Raw genomic sequence first — 17,252 nt, 5'->3', positions numbered from 1 at the left:
GCACCCGCCTTTGCAAAAGGCTTTTGAAGGTACCTTAGCTCAGTTGGTAGAGCAACGGACTGAAAATCCGTGTGTCCCTGGTTCGATTCCTGGAGGTACCACAAAAAAACCGGCAAATTTGCCGGTTTTTTTGTTTTTTAAGATGTAGTAGTATTCTTAATAATTTCATAAATATAAAAATCGAATAGCTATATAGGCATAAAATATCAAACTAACTCTTATATTTAGCCAATCTAGATTAACTTTAAATAAAAATGACTGAAGACTTATTAGAAAAGGCAAAAGAGTTTGTAGGTAGAACTTTGAGTCATATGTCCACCAGCGACAGGGTAGCAGCTTCAAGAGAAGCTAAAAAGCTTATACTTTCTATTAATGAGATTTATAAAGAAACTCAAGACTCCAATCTCATGGATGTCATGAAATCTCTGACCGAGAAGAAGCGTAAAATTGAAAAACGTTTGAAAGGAACACCTTTAGTGTAATTTAAGTTTCCATTCTGTTATAACGAGAAGAGTCGGATTACGAATCTCTTTTGGATTTATAAAAAGTCCCTCCCACAATTAGCGCTGCAGATATAATCATTACGTTTTTAATAATGTATTGACCCTCTAGTGTGGGTAAAAGATAGTTTCCGTTTTGAAATGTAACTTCAAGTAAAAACACCAAAGGCATAAAAGTACCTACCATTTGAAAAAGTAATAGGGCAATGGCAATTTTTGTTGTTTTCCTAAAAAGAAACGTTATTCCAATAACAACTTCCCACCATCCTATTACCACAAGCCATGTATCCGGCTCTCCGAAAGGAAGCCAGGCTACTGTTGCCATTAAAAGTTCTGTAGCCGCAGATAAACCAAAAGGTTTTAAAATTCCGAACCAAAAAAAAATAACTGCGAACGAAATACGAACAGCCGGCATTCCCCACTTCCGCATTCTGCCCGCTATATTTTGATTAATATCTTTATATTCCATTAGTCTTAATCTAATACCAAAATTAGGCTTCAAAAACCTAATACACTAACACCAAACAGTTTTATAGCACTTTGGTATGATGCCTTCTTAGGTTAGCGTTACTGGATTTTATTCACTTTATACCCGTTTTGCAATTCACATAGTAATTTTTACCAATTATATCTTTTTCCCAGCAACTGATGAAAATGTAAAACTTTGAGGCCTCTATTTCTTTAATTTCGGAGTATAAATCAAAAACCTCAACCAAGAACAAACATATTTCAAAATGAACACTATTGAAGAAAAAGTTGGCTATCTATTTTGGTTCCTTGTAATTACCTGCTCCGTTTGCACATTCATTAATTGCCTCTATCATTATATAAATTAAAAATGGTCGCCAAAGTATTGGCGACCATTTTTTTTAAGTAATCATAAGTTATCCTTTAATTTCCAAAATCTGACGTATCATTTGGTTAGTAAATCCCCACTCGTTATCATACCAAGTCATTACTTTAAGTAAGTCGCCATCCACAACTCTCGTCATTGCAAGATCAATCGTTGAAGCATAAGGACTTTTTATAATATCTGAAGAGACAATAGGCTCATCGGTTGTATCCAAAACATTAGCATAACGTTCCGTTTTGGCCTCTTCCATTAGAATTTTATTCACTTCTTCAGCAGTAACCGATCGTTCTGTTACAAAAGTTAGATCCGAGATAGATCCTACAGGAACTGGTACACGTATTGCAACTCCATCGAATTTTCCAGCATATTCTGGCAGTGCCTTTGTGGTGGCAATAGCCGCACCTGTTGTAGTTGGAATTAGGTTTTGAGCCCCTGCTCTACCCATTCTAAAGTTTTTTTCTGAAGGAGCATCTACCGTTCCTTGCGAGGCTGTGTACGCATGAACAGTAGTCATAATTGCTTTTTTAATCCCTATTCTGCGCCCCAAGACCTCCACTACCGGACTTATATTATTGGTAGTACAACTGGCACATGAGAAAACACTAGTATTCCCATCTTTAGAGTTTACACCATGCACTACTGTTGGAGTATCAGCACTTTTTGTTGGTGCAGAGATTATAACTGTTTTTGCACCTGCCTTTAAATGACGTTCTGCATCTTCACCTGTTGTAAAAACACCAGTACTTTCAATTACCAAATCTACTTGGTGTTCCTTCCAAGGTAATTCCTCTGGGTTTCTGATAGAAGTGTATTGTATTTTTTGTCCATCAACCGTTAACGTATCTGCACCATGGGAAACTTCCTTTTCATACACTCCATAAACCGTATCATATTTTAATAAATATGTGGTATTTTCTATTGAAACAATATCGTTTACCGCCACTACCTCTAATCCTGGGGTTTCAGTGATTACCTTTAAAGCGGCTCTACCAATACGGCCCATTCCATTTATTCCTATCTTCATTTTAATGTTCTTAAGTTATTACTTGTTTTATCGATTTTATTAGTCTGAAAACCGCTCTATACATTACAAATAGAGATTAATTGTAAAGAACACTAAATGCAATCAAATAGTTAAGGAGTTAAGTGCACTTACCAAGTAGATTGCATCTTGTTTATTTGAGCGTTTTCAATGACAGATTGATCATCTAGATTTTCAATAGTCAATTTATTATATGGTTCAGTTGGGAAGATTTGTTGGGTCATTACATAAAGTCCATTATCAATAAAAACTTCTATAGATGACCAATCCAATAAAATCTTTACCTCATAGGCTTCTTCACCAAGCGCTTGAGTATTCATATAATGCTTCTTATTGCCAAATTCAGGCTGAAAACTAGTCTTTCCCGAGTTCATTCTATCTAACATAAAAGCACTGTTTTTGGAATCCATTGTAAGCTCTAAGATTTCGTTTAAATCGTTGGAAAAAATCAGTTTAAAATCTTTGGAAGCCGTTGTAAAACTGAGCTGAGATTGATTTAAGCCATCAACATTCAAGGTTAGTGAGGTATCCGCCGGAACACTAATACCCTTGTCCAAAACTTCTGATGCCAATTTGTCCATTTGTTCTAAAGGGTAATTTGCTAGCAGATAATCATCCCCAACCTTTCTGAGCGATAATTTTCGAGGTACGGTCATAGCACTTCGCCACTTTTTGGTTGGAGTGTCCCTGGCATAATCCCAGTTGCTCATCCACCCAATAAAAATTCTTTCGCCATTGGGAGTATTGTTATACGTAACCCCCGCATAATTATCAGTTCCAAAATCTAGCCATTTGGCCTCTTTTTGATCCGAGATGAATTTTTTGCCATCAAATTCTCCAATAAAATATTGCGTACCACTTCCTCCATTTGGCGCTCCAGGATTAATACTTATAATCAACACCCATTTTTCTTCATTAGACCCTTCAACTTTTAAAGGAAATAAATCTGGACATTCCCAAACACCTCCGTGGGCACCTTGTCTCTTTCCAAAGTCGCTTAGGTGTTTCCACTCTTTCAAATCATTGGATTTATAAAATTTCGCATGGTCGCCAGCCACTAAAGCTAAAATCCAGTTTTGTGACTCTTCATGCCAAAAAACCTTGGGATCCCTAAAATCTTTGATTCCACTATTACCAATTACAGGATTGCCTTCATACTTTACCCAAGTCTCTCCATTATCTAAACTATAAGCAATACCCTGAGTTTGAAAATCTTTTTTACCTGCCTTTTCTCCCTCCATGGAATGATAGGTGAAAATTGCCACAAGTGGTGTTTCGCCATCTTTAGCAAATCCTGAAGTGTTTTTCTTGTCCACTACCGCGCTTCCAGAAAAAATAAGCCCATGCTCATCTGGATAAAGAGCAATGGGTTTATGTTCCCAATGCACCATATCTTTACTTACTGCATGCCCCCAATGCATAGGCCCCCAGACAATATCCTCTGGATAGTATTGATAAAAAAGATGATACATTCCTTCATTGTAGACCAGCCCATTTGGGTCGTTCATCCACTTTTCTGGTGGTGAAAAGTGAAACTGTGGACGGTATTTTTCTGTGTACACTTTTGATTCTTTTTCTTGAGTCACTTCTTTTTCCTCTGTCTTGCTTTTACAAGAAAGAAGAAGCAAAAACATAAATAAACACATAACTCTTTTTTGCATGGTATTCTAGTTGGGATTAGAAGATTAAGATAGCAATAATTATTTATCAAAATCCACAAAACACTATCTTTGACTTTTACTTCTTATTCATGAGATTCCCCTTAAATCTTTTATTTTTACTTCTTTCAATTTCCACCTCGTATGCACAAACATATATCTCTGGAATACTGGAAAAATTCAATAACAACACCATTGAATATGTTTCTACGGAAGAGTTAAGCAGTATGGAAAAAACTGTTTTATTGGATGCAAGAGAAAAGGAGGAATTTGAAGTTAGCCATTTGAAAAATGCTATTTGGATTGGGTATGAAAGCTTTGAAATAGTGGAGGTTTTGGAGTCAATTCCAGATAAGGATACTCCATTGATTATATACTGTTCCATAGGAGTACGGTCCGAAGATGTAGGTGAAGAATTAGAGCAAGCAGGTTATACCAATGTCAAGAATCTTTACGGTGGAATTTTTGAATGGAAAAACAAAGGGTATCCAGTTTATAATACCCATGACATACAAACCGAAAAAGTACACGCATTTAGTAAGTATTGGGGTAGTCTATTGACAAACGCCGAAAGAGTGTATGAACCCAAAAAAGAGACTATTGATCAAAAAGAACACTAACCTACTTTTAATCTTTACACGCAATCCAGAGCTTGGAAAATGCAAGACAAGATTGGCTGCAAAAGTGGGAGATAAAACAGCTTTGGAGATTTATGAATTTTTGCTTGCACATACAGTCTCCTTTACCAAGGAACTGGAAGCAGGAAAACAGGTGTTTTATTCTGAAGCTATTTGGGAGAATGATTTATGGGACAACAACATCTATCAAAAAAAGCTTCAAAATGGAGCTGATTTAGGTATTAGAATGCAGAATGCTTTTCTAAATGGTTTTAGTTCAGGCTTTGAAAAAATTATTGTTATTGGAAGCGATATGTACGACCTTTCCCAAGAGGATTTGGAAAAGGCATTTGCAAAACTGGAAGACCATGATTATGTAATAGGCCCCGCCGAAGATGGTGGCTATTATCTTTTGGGAATGTCCATCTTTAAAAAGGAACTGTTCAAAAACAAGGCATGGGGAACAGAAACCGTATTATCGCATACCTTAGAAGACTTAAAAACTGAAAATTACTTTTTGTTGGAAGCTAAAAATGACGTGGACATTTATGAGGACATCAAAGATATTGAAGCTTTCCAACCTTATTTAAAACATATAGAGAATGACAAAAAAACAACTTGAAGAATCCGTTGAATATTTAAAAAAGAAGGGGTTTGAAGCTCCGGAAATCGGCATTGTCCTTGGTACCGGATTGGGGCAGTTGGTAGATGAAATTGAAGATTCGATTGAAGCACATTATAATCATATTCCATATTTCCCACTGGCCACTGTAGAGTTTCATACCGGAAAATTAATTTATGGTACCATAGCCAACAAAAAGGTGGTGGTGATGCAAGGCCGATTTCATTTGTATGAAGGATATGATTTCTTGGATGTTACCTATCCCATTCGTGTAATGCACCAGCTTGGGATTAAAAAATTATTTGTTTCCAATGCAGCTGGAGCAATTAATCTCAATTATAAAAAAGGGGATATTATGTTGATAGAAGACCATATTAATCTTCAGGGAGGGTCACCTTTGGCATTTAAAAATGTTGCAGAATTTGGAGATCGTTTTGTGGATATGAGCGAACCCTACAATCTAGATATGCGGAATAAAATTAATGCTATTGCAGAGAAAGAGGGAATCTCGCTTCAAAAGGGAGTTTATGCCTCTGTAGTAGGACCTCAGCTGGAGACAAAAGCAGAATATCGTATGCTGAAAATATTGGGGGCAGATGCCGTTGGCATGAGTACCGTTCCCGAAGTTATTGTTGCAAATCATTTAAGACTGCCCATTGTGGCTGTTTCTGTTTTAACGGATGAGTGCGACCCAGATAATCTAAAACCAGTGAATATCCAAGAAATCATTGAAATAGCAGGCAATACAGAACCAAAAATGATACAATTGTTTAAAGAACTGATTAAGGTTATTTAAATAACATGTGTTATTGCCGCTAAGGTTGAATTCAAATTATTTTTATATAAAATTGAAAGGTTAGGCCATTTTTTCTGACTTCTCTATGAGTGCTTTCAATTAGCCTCAAATTAAGTGACTCATGAATATCATTCTAAATCTAATTTTTGGACTACTGCTTGTATCATGCGGTGGCAGCGGAAGAGTTAATTCTGATGTAGATTCAAATCAAAAAAGAGCAGAAATCGCAGCGGTCAACGAATCTATTCCATTAGAGAATAATGAGTCTAAGCCCATCGAAATTGCAAAAAATACTTTTGAAATAGTTGAGTTTCCAAAAAAAGCAATCACAGAGAAAAAAAATAAAATTGAAGAAGCAAAGCCAAAGGTTTTAGCATTTAACCATGATTCCTGGAACGAATTATTGAAAAAATATGTAGATGAAGATGGCAATGTGAATTATGCTGGATTTAAAAAAGATATTGGCAGTTTAGAGACATACTTGAAACTATTATCCCAGAATGCACCTTCATCTTCTTGGAGTAAAGATAAAAAATTGGCATTCTACATCAACCTATACAATGCGGCAACAGTTAAACTAATCGTTGATAACTATCCTACCAAAAGCATAAAAGACATTCCCAATCGCTGGAAGAAAAATTGGATTTCCGTAAACGGGGACATCACTTCCTTGAATGATATTGAACATGAAGTATTACGCAAAATGGATGAACCAAGAATTCATTTTGCCATAAACTGTGCTTCTTACTCTTGTCCAAAATTGCTTAATGCAGCGTTCACTGAACAAAATATGGAAAGGTTACTTTCTAAAGCTACCATCGATTTTGTGAATGACAAAAAACGAAATCAGTTTGAAAATGGCACTGCAAAGCTTTCAAGAATATTTAAGTGGTATAAAAGTGATTTCACCAATAATACTTCATTGTTGGACTTTATAAATATATACTTGGACAATCCTATAAGCAAAAATGCAAAAGTTGAATACCTGGACTATGATTGGAGCTTAAATGAAGCAAATTAAATCCAAAACCATCAGCATTCTCATCCCCGTACTTAACGAGGAAGCTTATCTGGGCAAATTACTTAAACATTTAAATTACAATAGCACCACAAAAAGTGTTTTGGAGGTGATTTGCATTGATGGTGGCAGTAGAGATAAAACCGTCGAAATTGCATTAGAACATGGTGCAGTGGTCATTCATTCTAAAAAAGGTCGTGCAAGACAAATGAACGCCGGCGCCAAACATGCTACGGGAGAAATTCTTTACTTTTTACATGCAGATACCTATCCGCCAAAAGACTTTGACAAACTTATTCTAGATGCCATTGAGCAAGGTCATCAATCTGGATGTTTTAGAATGCAGTTTGATACTAAAAATCCCATCCTACGTACTTTTGCTTGGCTATCAAGAATAAACCATACGTTGTGCAGAGGTGGTGATCAGTCACTTTTTATTAAAAGTAAGTTGTTTCATAAAACCGAGGGATTCAATGAGGACTATCTAATCTACGAAGACACGGAATTTATTCAAAGGCTCTATAAGCAGACATCGTTTAAAATTCTTCCAGAACATGTAATTACCTCAGCCAGAAAATACCGGGAAATAGGATGGATAAAAGTGCAGTTCCATTTTGCAATGATTCACCTAAAAAGCTATTTTGGAGCTGGACCGGATGAACTTTTTCAATACTATTCAAAACACTTCTTGAATCCATAGAATGCTAGTTTTCTATTTCTAGGTCAGCATAATCCTTAAGAATACCGTTGGTAATCAAGCTTGCAAAAGACTTTTTATCAGAATGCACGGAAATTCCATCTTTCCCGACAGTTTTAGAACTGCCATCTATAGTTAATAAGCTTACAGCGGGTAAGGTATTTTTAGCCAAATAGAGGCTATTCTTGTCTTTAAAAATCATGTTGATATCCTTATAAGAACGGTTTGAAATGCTGTTTTCTTTAAAGACATTTTGGATGTTTTGAGCGAAACGCTGCCCTTTTTCACTTTTGTTATGATGGTAAACAGCTACGTCCATGTTCCCGTTCTTTATTAAACCATTTGCCCTGATGATGAGCAGTCTCTGGTATTTTCCGGTATTTTGCAAGTAGCGCTTATTAATGGTTTCAACATACCAACCCATTTTTTCTACTTCCGTCAAAGACTCACTATTGGCAAACTTTTCATCTTTATTTTCTATAATAAAAACCGTTGCGCCATGAACCATAAGATCTGCTGCCAGACTCTTGCTAATATCACTTACAAATTTGTTTTCCTCCCTGGTCTGGTTTTCTGCAATCAAATAATATACAGCATCTTTAAGTGTCTTGCTTTTATGTGACATAGTGGCAAGCTCGGTATCGAAAATAGGGTTTTCGGTCCCTTCAGCTATTTGTACCCTCACTCCAGTATTTTTAAAAGAGTCCATTGCCTTAGGAATTCTATATTCCCTGCCCACATGCAACATACTTCCATCTTTAATATCCCTGGTATTTAAAGTGATGAATGCTTCGTAGTACTTAACGGGGTCTAGCCCTTGTTTTCTAAGTATAGAAAAGATTCCGTCCCCTTTCTCTGCAGTAACAGTATAATAATTATCCTGTGCAAAAAGCATAAAAGACATACTTATCCAGAGTACAAATGCCAGTAATAGTTTCATAGTTATGTGTTGTTGCAGGGATGCTTTGCAAATATGGTAAAAATCGATGAAATGCAAAAATCATCGATGAAATACATTCATAAGAATTAAAAATACTGGCCAATTCCGAAAACTATTCCTCTGGAAGCCTCGTTGGTAATGCCATGACCATAGTCTATCCTAAAAATTGCATTAAAAATCTTCTTATGAATAAATCTGAGCCCAACTCCTGGGTAAATCCTTAAATTTTGATCGTCTCCAAAGTCGCTAAAATCTCCTCCAGGGTTTCTCCATGTACCTCCATCAATAAAAACATTGCTCTGGAGTACAAACCAATCTTTATCAATAAGTGTATGTCTGTATTCAGTATTTAGAACGATAGCCCCAGTACCTCTATCAATCGTATTTCCAACTCCCCGGATATTTAAGTTATTGTCTACTGCAAATGGCGCAAATGGCGTATCCAAATTACTGGAAAGTCCTAAACGCAGTCTATTTGCCCAATTTCCTTTTTGGCCTACCCTAAAAAAATAAGTAAAATCATTAAAGCCAATCATAAATTCTGGCAGCTGCTCATTGGCACTATTGACATATTGAAGATTGAGGGCGCTCTTAAAACCAGATAAATATTGATAATAGTATGTAATAGCATCATAATTATAAATAAACTTGAACAAGTGCTTATTTACGTTCAAAGCCTGCGGAACATCTGGATCTGTGCTTCCAAAAAGGTATCTATAGTCCTCTGTAAAAAAATTAACTCCAAACTCTAATCTATGCTTAAAGTTTATCTCATAAAGTCCAAGAACTTCAAAAGACTCATTGTTGTATTTATAATCTGCAGTGCCATTATCAAGAAAAACAGGTTCTTGAGTTGTTAGATCTTGATAGCTTAATGCCAGTCCCAGTTTATTACTGAATAGATACGGAGCTCTAAGATTGGCTCCAATAGAATTAAAAACATCCCTTTGGTAAAATCCCCCTAGCGTAATGTTGTTTCCAAAAACATTGAATTCCTGCAGCCCAATTCTAAATGCAAATTCATCGTTACTAGAAGTATATACGCTGGCAAAAGGAATTAGTGTAAAGTTTTCCTCTATACCATAAAAAACATTGTAATCACCTTCCGTATTTGCTGGAAAAACTTGAAAGTAAGCGTGAGATACAGAGGGTAATCGCTTTAACCTGTATATGTCTTCTTCAATAAGTGAAGAATCCAATTCCATTCCCGCTTTAAGCTTTGTGATTTTTTTTATAAAAGCTGTTTTGGTTCTTTTGTTTCCTTGAACTTTTACATCAACAACTTTACTTTGACTATATCCCTTGCCTGCTAATAGCATAAGAAAAAAAGCAAAGGCAATACGCATCATAGTCTATTATACAATAAATTAGAATTTAGATTCTTGCAAGGTTGTATAGTGTTTACGAATTACCAATTCTGCAGGTTTATTCTGTGGCGTGAATCTATTGTCCTCTTCTCCTCCTGAAACGTCATGGTGAATAAACCATTTCCAGACAAAGCCTCCAGCAAACCAATCTTCCTTCCAAAATTCTTCAAAAATTGCTTGGGTCGCATCGGCTTGTGCTTCGAGATTTACATCCATTTTGTTCCTATCTACCAACCATGGTTTTTTGGCGGTGTAATCCATACTGCGATATCCAAACTCCGTAAAAAGGATTGGTTTTCCATTTCTTTCTGATAAATCCACCAATTTGGGCTTCCAACGTTGCCATCCAGATTTCAATTCCTCCTTTGTTGGGTAACGCTCCTCTGACAATGGAAAATACGCATCCACTCCTATATAATCCAACTTTTCCCAAAAAGGTGTTCTTGAATATTCGTCCCAATTAGCGGCATAGGTGAGCTTACCGCTATAAATATTTCTCACTTCATCAACCAAATCTTGCCAATACTCAGGTCTATTCTTTACAAATTCTTCCAATTCGGTTCCAATACAATAAATATCAGCTTTAGTTTCTTCAGCCAGATGTGCATAGGCCAAAATGAACTTGCTATAGGATTCTTCGAAAGTTTTCCAATCTTCTTCGGATTTCATTGTCATATCTCCCGTAAACTCCCCTCTCCATACCCAAATTTGAGGTTTCAGCATTATCTTGACCCCATTTTTATGCAGTAGTTCAATGTACTGTCGTGCCCCTCGTTTTGTTTCGCCAAACCATTGTCTGTCTGTATCAAAAATTATATTGGGCGAATTTAAAGTCCTAGCGAAACCAAAAGGCATTACCGCAGCATAATTGGCATTTACTCCTAGGACGGGATCTACATGAACCTGAGTAACCTCATCTCTGGAGCCGACAAAGCTTACCCCGTTTATTTTTTCTATATTTTGACTATTGCATGAAAACTGAAGTAGACATAAGCAAAGGAGCCCTAATCTTTTCATAGTTAAAAAATTAAGACTCCTAAAATAATCTTTTAAGGCTTAGTCTTTAAAAAATAGCCCGTAATCCTATGTTAAATGTTTCTCCTAGACCCGTGTTGCTGCCTCTTACAAAATTGGTGTATAGTCCTTCAATATTTAAAGCTTGGGTCAATTGATATTTAACGCCACCTCCTAAAGCTGTGAAATCTTGTGCAAAATCGTTCCCTAGATCCAAACGCTGTGAATGTTGTGCCAAGGCCAAAACTGTAAACTTAGAGCTTGGAAAGTAACTAAGAAATACTCCTGGTGTCAGATTCAAACTGTTATTGGCAAAACTTTCTTCCTTGTCGCCAAAACTCAATTCTGTATTCAGTTCTGTAAATAACTGCCATTTATCTCCAGGAAAGGTGTGATCATAGAAAAACCTGTTCTGCCATATATATCCATTTTGATCCAGAAACACGCCACCGTTACCATTTACAGGCAAGAAATCTTCTGTTTCATTATCTACTAAAGGAATAAAGAATGAACTCTGGATTGAAAAATTACTTACTGAAGCAAATGGCACAAATTTTACTGAAGGAGCAAATGATGTAAGTCCAGAACGTGCTGTTCCCGTTTCACCATCAAATTTAAATACATCTAAAGCACTACGATCTGCCACTACGTTGGAACGAAATTCGAAAATAGCTCCAACATTCCATCTTTTGTTTGATCCAACCCCAGTATAAACTTCTAGAGTAGAGGTAAAAAATGTTTGTCTAGGTTCCGTTCCATCAGAAAATGTACTCTCCGTTTGGGTGTAAAGGTTGTTGAACCATTTAAGGTCCCATTGTCCTTTTCCAATTAGCTTTGATGGGGTATATTGTTGAATATTACTCCTGCTTTGATTATCAGTATCATCTTGCGAAAATCCTATAAAAGAACACATAAGAATTCCTGACAATAGTATATAGTTTTTAAAATTTTTCATGATTGTTGTTGTTTAAAATTTTTATTTGGTTTCGTTCAAAGTCCAGTCATAGGGATAGTATCCTACTTTGGTGTTGGAGTCTAATTTTTCTTTGCGGTATTGGTTAACAAAATCTACCAAGCTCTTTCCTTCTTGGGTAAAATCTTTATTGTACCATTCAAAAATTTGTGAGAGATTCACCTTTTTGCCCTTAAGCCTTACAAAATTTGAATTGTTTAAGGATAATTGTGTCTGCTTCTGTAATTGAGCATCCAAAGTGTTGGGTAAATAAGCATTACCTATTATTGGTGGACAGCCTAGCCCGGCACAGACAAGTACAAAATGAAATCTGGCTTCTTTAGGGAAATTTGCTCTCAGCAACTTATTTTCAATATCATTTAAGGTCGTGTTCTTTCCACCAATATCATACGTTATCTTATCAAAGAAACCCGCTTTATCCAAAGGTGATTTTATAGGGTAATTATCTACAATTCCTTTTATAACGGACAAATTGTATCCATTGATCCAAAAGGCTTGATACGTATTTGCATCGCTTTTTGAAATTGAAATTGCCTTGGCCAAATTTAAAAGCTCATTTAAGCTCTCTGGATTTGCTTTTATGTCTTTATAGGCAACTCTCCCATTTTTTACATAGGTTTTAAAAAAAGTATCTGTCTTAGTAAAGAACTCAGAAGTGTCTTGCGCAAACCCTATTTGAAAGGTAATTGCAAGTAAAAAGGTGGTTAGTATTTTCTGTAATCTCATCTTTTCAATTTTTTTCGTTGATTAAACTGCAGCTTCTGTCGCATCCTTTTTTTTTAACATACAGCACTTTTAACATTTTATGATTTATTTAAGAATTTATAAATCAAATACTTAGGCGTTCGTATTTATGGAATAACCTTACGATAACCTTTAGAATTTAAATTCTTTCTAAATTAAGACCTCGTGTTAAGTTCCTATATTTAGGGACGACACATTAGCCACAACCAATACAATCTCATGGAGAACATTGTTATTATCGGAAATGGTATTGCAGGAGTTTCTGCAGCAAGACATATCCGAAAGCTTTCAGATAAGAGAATCATTATTATTTCTGGGGAAACAGATTATTTCTTTTCAAGGACCGCCCTAATGTATGTGTATATGGGGCATATGAAGTTTGACCATATTCAACCTTATGAAAATTGGTTCTGGGAAAAGAATAGGATTGAATTGGTAAGAGGGTATGTAACCAAAGTAAATCCCGACGAAAAACAATTGTTAATTGATGGCTCCAGAGCTATCACCTATGATAAACTAATTATAGCAACTGGCTCCAAACCCAATAAATTTGGATGGCCAGGTCAAGATTTGCATGGAGCACAAGGGCTCTATTCTAAGCAAGATTTAGACCTTTTAGAAGTAAATGCTCCCAATAAAGAAGTATGCAAAAGAGCTGTAATTGTAGGCGGTGGTTTAATTGGCATTGAGCTCGCAGAGATGCTGCGAAGCAGAGATATACCTGTTACCTTTTTAGTTAGAGAAGATAGTTTTTGGAACGGGGTTCTTCCCAGTGGAGAATCAAAATTGATAAATGAACACATTTTAGAGCATCATATTGACCTACGCCTTGGAACAAATCTGAAGGAAATCGTAGCTGATGAAAATGGCAAGGTCAAATCGGTAATTATTGCCGAAACAGGAGAAGAACTTGCTTGTGATATGGTTGGGCTTACTGCAGGAGTTACCCCAAATATTGATTTTCTAAAAGATTCTGGAATTGAATTGGGTCGTGGTGTCAAGGTGAACCGATTTTTAGAAACCAACATCAAAGATGTTTATGCCATTGGCGATTGTGCAGAACAGCATGAAGCCATTGGAAATAGAAGACCCATTGAAGCTGTTTGGTATACTGGAAGAATGATGGGCGAAACAGTAGCTCAAACCATCTGTGGCAACCAAATTGAATACAAACCAGGTCATTGGTTCAACTCAGCTAAATTCTTGGATATTGAATACCAAACCTATGGCTGGGTCTTTTCTGAAAGAGGAATGAAAGAATATGAGGAGCACTTTCATTGGAGGCATGCCCAAGAGAAGGTATGCATTACAATAGCCTTCAATAAGGAAAATAATCAGTTTTTGGGAATCAACACTTTTGGTATTCGCATGAGGCATGAGGTTTTTGACAGGTGGTTAACCCAAGAAAAAGATGTTGATTATGTTATGGAACATCTTATTGATGCCAATTTTGATCCAGAGTTCTATAAAAATTATGAAACTGAGGTCGTTTCCAAATACAATACTGATTTTGGAAAATCCATCAAAATGAAAAAGAAGAGTTTAAAAAGAATATTTGCAATTGGTTAATGGTTGTTGCCATCAATATAAATCTAAAACAACTTTTACCATTCAACTTTGAATAAGAAAATATGAGCACTTACGACAGAAGCATGGCCCTAACGGGTCAACCACCAAAAGAACTAAGTAGAAACCAAAAAATAGCGACCCTGATCGGCTTATCTGGTTTGGCGATCATTTTGTTGGCTGCTTTTAACGTTGATTTTCCAAACAAGGCGCTTTGGCTGAGTATTTCTTTGGCAGCCATTACTAGCGGAACCATTTGGTTTTCTTGGGATATGTATTCTAGAAAAGAACCAGGAATTAAGAATGATGGCGTTTGGTTCAAATCCATTTCAAGTAAAGGTTTTTGGGGATGGATTGCTGGTATTTCCTTAACCTCATTCTACATTATTCTTTATTTCTATCCAGAATACTTGGGTCTAGTTCAAAAAGGAGATAATACAGGGGTTATTGGTTTATTTGACCCATTGAGCAGAGCATTAAGTGGCAACCCGGCCAGCCAATGGTTTGTTTATGGAACACTTTATACTGTTGCAATACTTGCATTTGGTATAAAATTTATGTGGAAGTATCGTCATAATAGATATGAAAGAATACGCACCATGAGTGTGATGTTCTTTCAAACAGCTTTTGCCTTTATTATTCCTGAATTGATGGCAAGATTGAACGGAAGTTCGGTCTTAAATGGTGGTAGCCTACCCTATTATGACCTTAAAAATATGTGGCCTTTGAATTATTACAATTTTGAAGGATATCGTATTAAAGGTTTTTTAAGCTCAGGTGATATTGGTTTTGCTCTTTTGATTTTTGGCGTCCTTTCTATTTTTGTTATCAGTCCAATTCTAACATACAAATATGGAAAGCGCTGGTACTGTTCCTGGGTTTGTGGTTGTGGTGGTCTGGCCGAAACTGCTGGAGATTCTTTCCGTCAATTAAGTGATAAAACCGTAAAAGCTTGGAAGATTGAGCGCTGGGTAGTACACAGTGTTGTTGTTTTTGTAACCTTAATGACCACAGCGGTCATTTATTCATATTTGGGCAATGATACCAGTAAATATTGGTTGACCAAGAGTACTTTCTTAATAGGTGTAGGTGTTTTATTGACTTCTGTTTTTGCTTTGGTGATGATTTTTAAAAGAGACCAGTTTCAACAAGATGCAAAATATGGAGCCGCTGGTTATTTGGTCATTATTCTTGCTTTAATTGGTTTCCATTTTTTTAGTGGTGAAGGCCAAGTATTTTTGTTCAAATCAGAAACACTCCGTAAATCATATTCTTTTTTAATAGGAAGCATTTTCTCAGGTGTTATAGGCACAGGTTTCTATCCTATTTTCGGAAACCGTGTTTGGTGTCGTTTTGGTTGTCCAATGGCAGCTATTTTAGGTTTTCAACAACGGCTGTTTTCAAAATTCAGGATTACCACAAACGGAGGGCAATGTATCTCATGTGGTAACTGCTCCACGTATTGTGAAATGGGTATTGATGTTCGCGCATATGCCCAAAAAGGAGAGAACATTGTTCGTTCTAGCTGTGTAGGCTGCGGTATTTGTTCTGCTGTATGTCCAAGAGGTGTTCTAAAATTGGAGAACGGACCTCTGCAAGGTCGTATAGACAGCAACCAAGTATTGTTGGGCAATGACGTTGATTTAATGACATTGGTGAACAAAAAGTAAGATGTTAAGATTTCTTGTTATAGGTTTTCTGCTCTTTTGCTTTACCCTCAATGATGCTTCAAAAAAAGAGTATCGCCGCGAGTATTATAAAGATGGTCAATTAAAGGCACAAGGTTGGAGAAAAGGGGATTCTAAAGTAGACTTCTGGAAGTATTATTTTTCTAATGGGCGCATCATGGAACAAGGTCATTATAACAATAACCTTCGCGTTGGATACTGGTATTTTTATACAAAAAATGGCACTTTAGAGATGGAAGGACATTATGCCAAAGGCAAAATGGTTAAATGGTGGTTGTTTTATGATGAAAAAGGAAAAGTAAACCACAAGTGTCAACTTCAAAAAGGAGTAAAAAACGGGTACTGCCTTAAATATAAAAATGAAAAATTGACTTCTGCACAAAAATATAACAACGGGAAAAAAGTTAAGGAGTGGTATGATTTCAGGAGTTTTAAGAAAGAGAACAATCTATCTGATTTAAAGTAAATGGCAGATATTAAAGTCATAATCCCAGCTGTAAATGAGGGAGATTCCATTGGCAAGGTAGTTTCAGAGTTGCCAAAATCAGTTTCAGAAATTATTGTGGTCAATAACGGATCTACAGACGATACTGTTGAAAATGCGCAAAAAGCAGGCGCTACGGTATTGACAGAAAACCAAAGAGGCTATGGTTTTGCCTGTCTAAAAGGAATGGATTACATCGACAAACAATCCAAAGCACCCGATATTATCGTATTTATCGACGGAGACTATTCTGACTATCCAGAAGAATTGGATAAAATAGTGGCCCCAATCTTAAATGAGAACATGGATTTTGTCATAGGTGCACGAAAAAAAGAACTACGCGAAGCGGGATCAATGACTTTTCCTCAAATCTTCGGCAACGAATTAGCGACTTTTTTAATGCGTTTGTTTTTTAGGGCAAAATTTACAGATTTAGGACCTTTTAGGGCCATTAAATACGATAAGCTCAAAGAATTGGAAATGCAGGACAAAACGTACGGCTGGACAGTAGAGATGCAGTTGAAAGCTTTACGCAAAAAACTAGCATATACCGAAGTACCAGTACGTTATAAAAGGAGAATAGGTGTCTCAAAAGTTTCAGGAACCGTAAAAGGTGCTATATTTGCAGGCATAAAAATTCTAGGGTGGATTTTTAAATACAGTATAAAATAAT

General features: G+C 36.3%; 18 protein-coding genes and 1 tRNA gene. 11 read left to right on the top strand and 8 right to left on the bottom strand.

Annotated elements, in window-relative coordinates; translation table 11 throughout:
- The first annotated feature begins 28 nt into the window (after nucleotides 1-28).
- Nucleotides 29-101: transfer RNA gene (locus SJY44_RS05330), tRNA-Phe, on the top strand.
- Between the two features lie 153 nt (nucleotides 102-254).
- On the top strand, nucleotides 255-482 hold the full coding sequence (locus tag SJY44_RS05325) for a hypothetical protein (protein WP_298924443.1): 228 nt from the start codon (nucleotides 255-257) through the stop codon (nucleotides 480-482).
- A gap of 37 nt (nucleotides 483-519) precedes the next feature.
- Here the strand turns inward: SJY44_RS05325 and SJY44_RS05320 are convergent, their stop codons facing one another.
- From SJY44_RS05320 to SJY44_RS05310, 3 genes are all read right to left on the bottom strand, one after another.
- Nucleotides 520-969: a hypothetical protein gene (locus tag SJY44_RS05320; RefSeq protein WP_396591568.1), complete on the bottom strand. Its 450-nt coding sequence runs from the start codon at nucleotides 967-969 to the stop codon at nucleotides 520-522.
- Between the two features lie 415 nt (nucleotides 970-1,384).
- The gene (gene gap / locus SJY44_RS05315) at nucleotides 1,385-2,377 is read right to left on the bottom strand and encodes a type I glyceraldehyde-3-phosphate dehydrogenase (protein ID WP_396591567.1); all 993 of its coding nucleotides are present in this window, start codon (nucleotides 2,375-2,377) and stop codon (nucleotides 1,385-1,387) included.
- A 128-nt stretch (nucleotides 2,378-2,505) separates the two neighbouring features.
- A complete protein-coding gene (locus tag SJY44_RS05310) occupies nucleotides 2,506-4,056 on the bottom strand; it encodes a glycoside hydrolase family 32 protein (RefSeq protein ID WP_396591566.1) in 1,551 nt (516 codons plus the stop codon).
- 89 nt (nucleotides 4,057-4,145) lie between these two features.
- On the opposite strand from SJY44_RS05310, the gene SJY44_RS05305 reads away from it, so the two are divergent.
- From SJY44_RS05305 to SJY44_RS05285, 5 genes are all read left to right on the top strand, one after another.
- Complete coding sequence (locus SJY44_RS05305; RefSeq protein WP_396591565.1) at nucleotides 4,146-4,673, top strand: rhodanese-like domain-containing protein; 528 nt, start codon at nucleotides 4,146-4,148, stop codon at nucleotides 4,671-4,673.
- Nucleotides 4,633-5,292, top strand: coding sequence for a TIGR04282 family arsenosugar biosynthesis glycosyltransferase (locus tag SJY44_RS05300; RefSeq protein WP_396591564.1), 660 nt, complete (start codon nucleotides 4,633-4,635; stop codon nucleotides 5,290-5,292). The genes SJY44_RS05305 and SJY44_RS05300 overlap by 41 nt, the downstream gene beginning before the upstream one ends.
- Complete coding sequence (locus tag SJY44_RS05295; protein ID WP_396591563.1) at nucleotides 5,273-6,088, top strand: purine-nucleoside phosphorylase; 816 nt, start codon at nucleotides 5,273-5,275, stop codon at nucleotides 6,086-6,088. The genes SJY44_RS05300 and SJY44_RS05295 overlap by 20 nt, the downstream gene beginning before the upstream one ends.
- A gap of 121 nt (nucleotides 6,089-6,209) precedes the next feature.
- A complete protein-coding gene (locus SJY44_RS05290) occupies nucleotides 6,210-7,109 on the top strand; it encodes a DUF547 domain-containing protein (protein WP_396591562.1) in 900 nt (299 codons plus the stop codon).
- Nucleotides 7,096-7,806 (top strand): TIGR04283 family arsenosugar biosynthesis glycosyltransferase, encoded by a 711-nt coding sequence (locus SJY44_RS05285; RefSeq protein WP_396591561.1) that lies wholly within the window; start codon nucleotides 7,096-7,098, stop codon nucleotides 7,804-7,806. Before SJY44_RS05290 ends, SJY44_RS05285 begins: the two co-directional genes overlap by 14 nt.
- A gap of 4 nt (nucleotides 7,807-7,810) precedes the next feature.
- Here SJY44_RS05285 and SJY44_RS05280 read toward each other — a convergent pair whose 3' ends face one another.
- The 5 genes from SJY44_RS05280 to SJY44_RS05260 form a co-directional block, all read right to left on the bottom strand.
- Nucleotides 7,811-8,743 (bottom strand): hypothetical protein, encoded by a 933-nt coding sequence (locus SJY44_RS05280; RefSeq protein ID WP_396591560.1) that lies wholly within the window; start codon nucleotides 8,741-8,743, stop codon nucleotides 7,811-7,813.
- A gap of 86 nt (nucleotides 8,744-8,829) precedes the next feature.
- Nucleotides 8,830-10,092: a POTRA domain-containing protein gene (locus SJY44_RS05275; protein ID WP_298924429.1), complete on the bottom strand. Its 1,263-nt coding sequence runs from the start codon at nucleotides 10,090-10,092 to the stop codon at nucleotides 8,830-8,832.
- An 18-nt stretch (nucleotides 10,093-10,110) separates the two neighbouring features.
- Nucleotides 10,111-11,127, bottom strand: a complete 1,017-nt coding sequence (locus SJY44_RS05270; RefSeq protein ID WP_396591559.1) for a glycoside hydrolase family 113 — start codon at nucleotides 11,125-11,127, stop codon at nucleotides 10,111-10,113.
- 46 nt (nucleotides 11,128-11,173) lie between these two features.
- Nucleotides 11,174-12,079 (bottom strand): hypothetical protein, encoded by a 906-nt coding sequence (locus SJY44_RS05265; RefSeq protein ID WP_396591558.1) that lies wholly within the window; start codon nucleotides 12,077-12,079, stop codon nucleotides 11,174-11,176.
- A 21-nt stretch (nucleotides 12,080-12,100) separates the two neighbouring features.
- Nucleotides 12,101-12,823: a DUF547 domain-containing protein gene (locus SJY44_RS05260; RefSeq protein WP_396591557.1), complete on the bottom strand. Its 723-nt coding sequence runs from the start codon at nucleotides 12,821-12,823 to the stop codon at nucleotides 12,101-12,103.
- Between the two features lie 237 nt (nucleotides 12,824-13,060).
- On the opposite strand from SJY44_RS05260, the gene SJY44_RS05255 reads away from it, so the two are divergent.
- The 4 genes from SJY44_RS05255 to SJY44_RS05240 all read left to right on the top strand — a co-directional run bounded on the left by SJY44_RS05255 (nucleotide 13,061) and on the right by SJY44_RS05240 (nucleotide 17,251).
- Nucleotides 13,061-14,410, top strand: a complete 1,350-nt coding sequence (locus SJY44_RS05255; protein WP_396591556.1) for an NAD(P)/FAD-dependent oxidoreductase — start codon at nucleotides 13,061-13,063, stop codon at nucleotides 14,408-14,410.
- A gap of 62 nt (nucleotides 14,411-14,472) precedes the next feature.
- The gene (locus SJY44_RS05250; RefSeq protein WP_298924419.1) at nucleotides 14,473-16,077 is read left to right on the top strand and encodes a 4Fe-4S dicluster domain-containing protein; all 1,605 of its coding nucleotides are present in this window, start codon (nucleotides 14,473-14,475) and stop codon (nucleotides 16,075-16,077) included.
- Between the two features lies 1 nt (nucleotide 16,078).
- Nucleotides 16,079-16,561: a toxin-antitoxin system YwqK family antitoxin gene (locus tag SJY44_RS05245; RefSeq protein ID WP_396591555.1), complete on the top strand. Its 483-nt coding sequence runs from the start codon at nucleotides 16,079-16,081 to the stop codon at nucleotides 16,559-16,561.
- Entirely contained in the window at nucleotides 16,562-17,251 is a 690-nt protein-coding gene (locus SJY44_RS05240; protein ID WP_396591554.1) for a glycosyltransferase family 2 protein, read from the top strand.
- Nucleotide 17,252 lies beyond the last annotated feature (1 nt).

The organism is Allomuricauda sp. R78024 (genome assembly GCF_044596045.1).
Classification (GTDB): Bacteria; Bacteroidota; Bacteroidia; order Flavobacteriales; family Flavobacteriaceae; genus Flagellimonas.
The sequence above is the reverse complement of the archived record's forward strand: the minus strand, read 5'-3'. Positions and strand labels throughout refer to the sequence as shown.

Excerpts from the sequence above, each read along its gene's own strand:
- SJY44_RS05290 (WP_396591562.1), top strand. The coding sequence starts at position 6,210 with ATGAATATCATTCTAAATCTAATTTTTGGACTACTGCTTGTATCATGC.
- gap (WP_396591567.1), bottom strand. The coding sequence starts at position 2,377 with ATGAAGATAGGAATAAATGGAATGGGCCGTATTGGTAGAGCCGCTTTA.
- SJY44_RS05255 (WP_396591556.1), top strand. The coding sequence starts at position 13,061 with ATGGAGAACATTGTTATTATCGGAAATGGTATTGCAGGAGTTTCTGCA.
- SJY44_RS05320 (WP_396591568.1), bottom strand. The coding sequence starts at position 969 with ATGGAATATAAAGATATTAATCAAAATATAGCGGGCAGAATGCGGAAG.
- SJY44_RS05280 (WP_396591560.1), bottom strand. The coding sequence starts at position 8,743 with ATGAAACTATTACTGGCATTTGTACTCTGGATAAGTATGTCTTTTATG.
- SJY44_RS05275 (WP_298924429.1), bottom strand. The coding sequence starts at position 10,092 with ATGATGCGTATTGCCTTTGCTTTTTTTCTTATGCTATTAGCAGGCAAG.
- SJY44_RS05240 (WP_396591554.1), top strand. The coding sequence starts at position 16,562 with ATGGCAGATATTAAAGTCATAATCCCAGCTGTAAATGAGGGAGATTCC.
- SJY44_RS05305 (WP_396591565.1), top strand. The coding sequence starts at position 4,146 with ATGAGATTCCCCTTAAATCTTTTATTTTTACTTCTTTCAATTTCCACC.
- SJY44_RS05325 (WP_298924443.1), top strand. The coding sequence starts at position 255 with ATGACTGAAGACTTATTAGAAAAGGCAAAAGAGTTTGTAGGTAGAACT.
- SJY44_RS05260 (WP_396591557.1), bottom strand. The coding sequence starts at position 12,823 with ATGAGATTACAGAAAATACTAACCACCTTTTTACTTGCAATTACCTTT.
- SJY44_RS05310 (WP_396591566.1), bottom strand. The coding sequence starts at position 4,056 with ATGCAAAAAAGAGTTATGTGTTTATTTATGTTTTTGCTTCTTCTTTCT.
- SJY44_RS05270 (WP_396591559.1), bottom strand. The coding sequence starts at position 11,127 with ATGAAAAGATTAGGGCTCCTTTGCTTATGTCTACTTCAGTTTTCATGC.
- SJY44_RS05285 (WP_396591561.1), top strand. The coding sequence starts at position 7,096 with ATGAAGCAAATTAAATCCAAAACCATCAGCATTCTCATCCCCGTACTT.
- SJY44_RS05265 (WP_396591558.1), bottom strand. The coding sequence starts at position 12,079 with ATGAAAAATTTTAAAAACTATATACTATTGTCAGGAATTCTTATGTGT.
- SJY44_RS05250 (WP_298924419.1), top strand. The coding sequence starts at position 14,473 with ATGAGCACTTACGACAGAAGCATGGCCCTAACGGGTCAACCACCAAAA.
- SJY44_RS05245 (WP_396591555.1), top strand. The coding sequence starts at position 16,079 with ATGTTAAGATTTCTTGTTATAGGTTTTCTGCTCTTTTGCTTTACCCTC.
- SJY44_RS05300 (WP_396591564.1), top strand. The coding sequence starts at position 4,633 with ATGAACCCAAAAAAGAGACTATTGATCAAAAAGAACACTAACCTACTT.
- SJY44_RS05295 (WP_396591563.1), top strand. The coding sequence starts at position 5,273 with ATGACAAAAAAACAACTTGAAGAATCCGTTGAATATTTAAAAAAGAAG.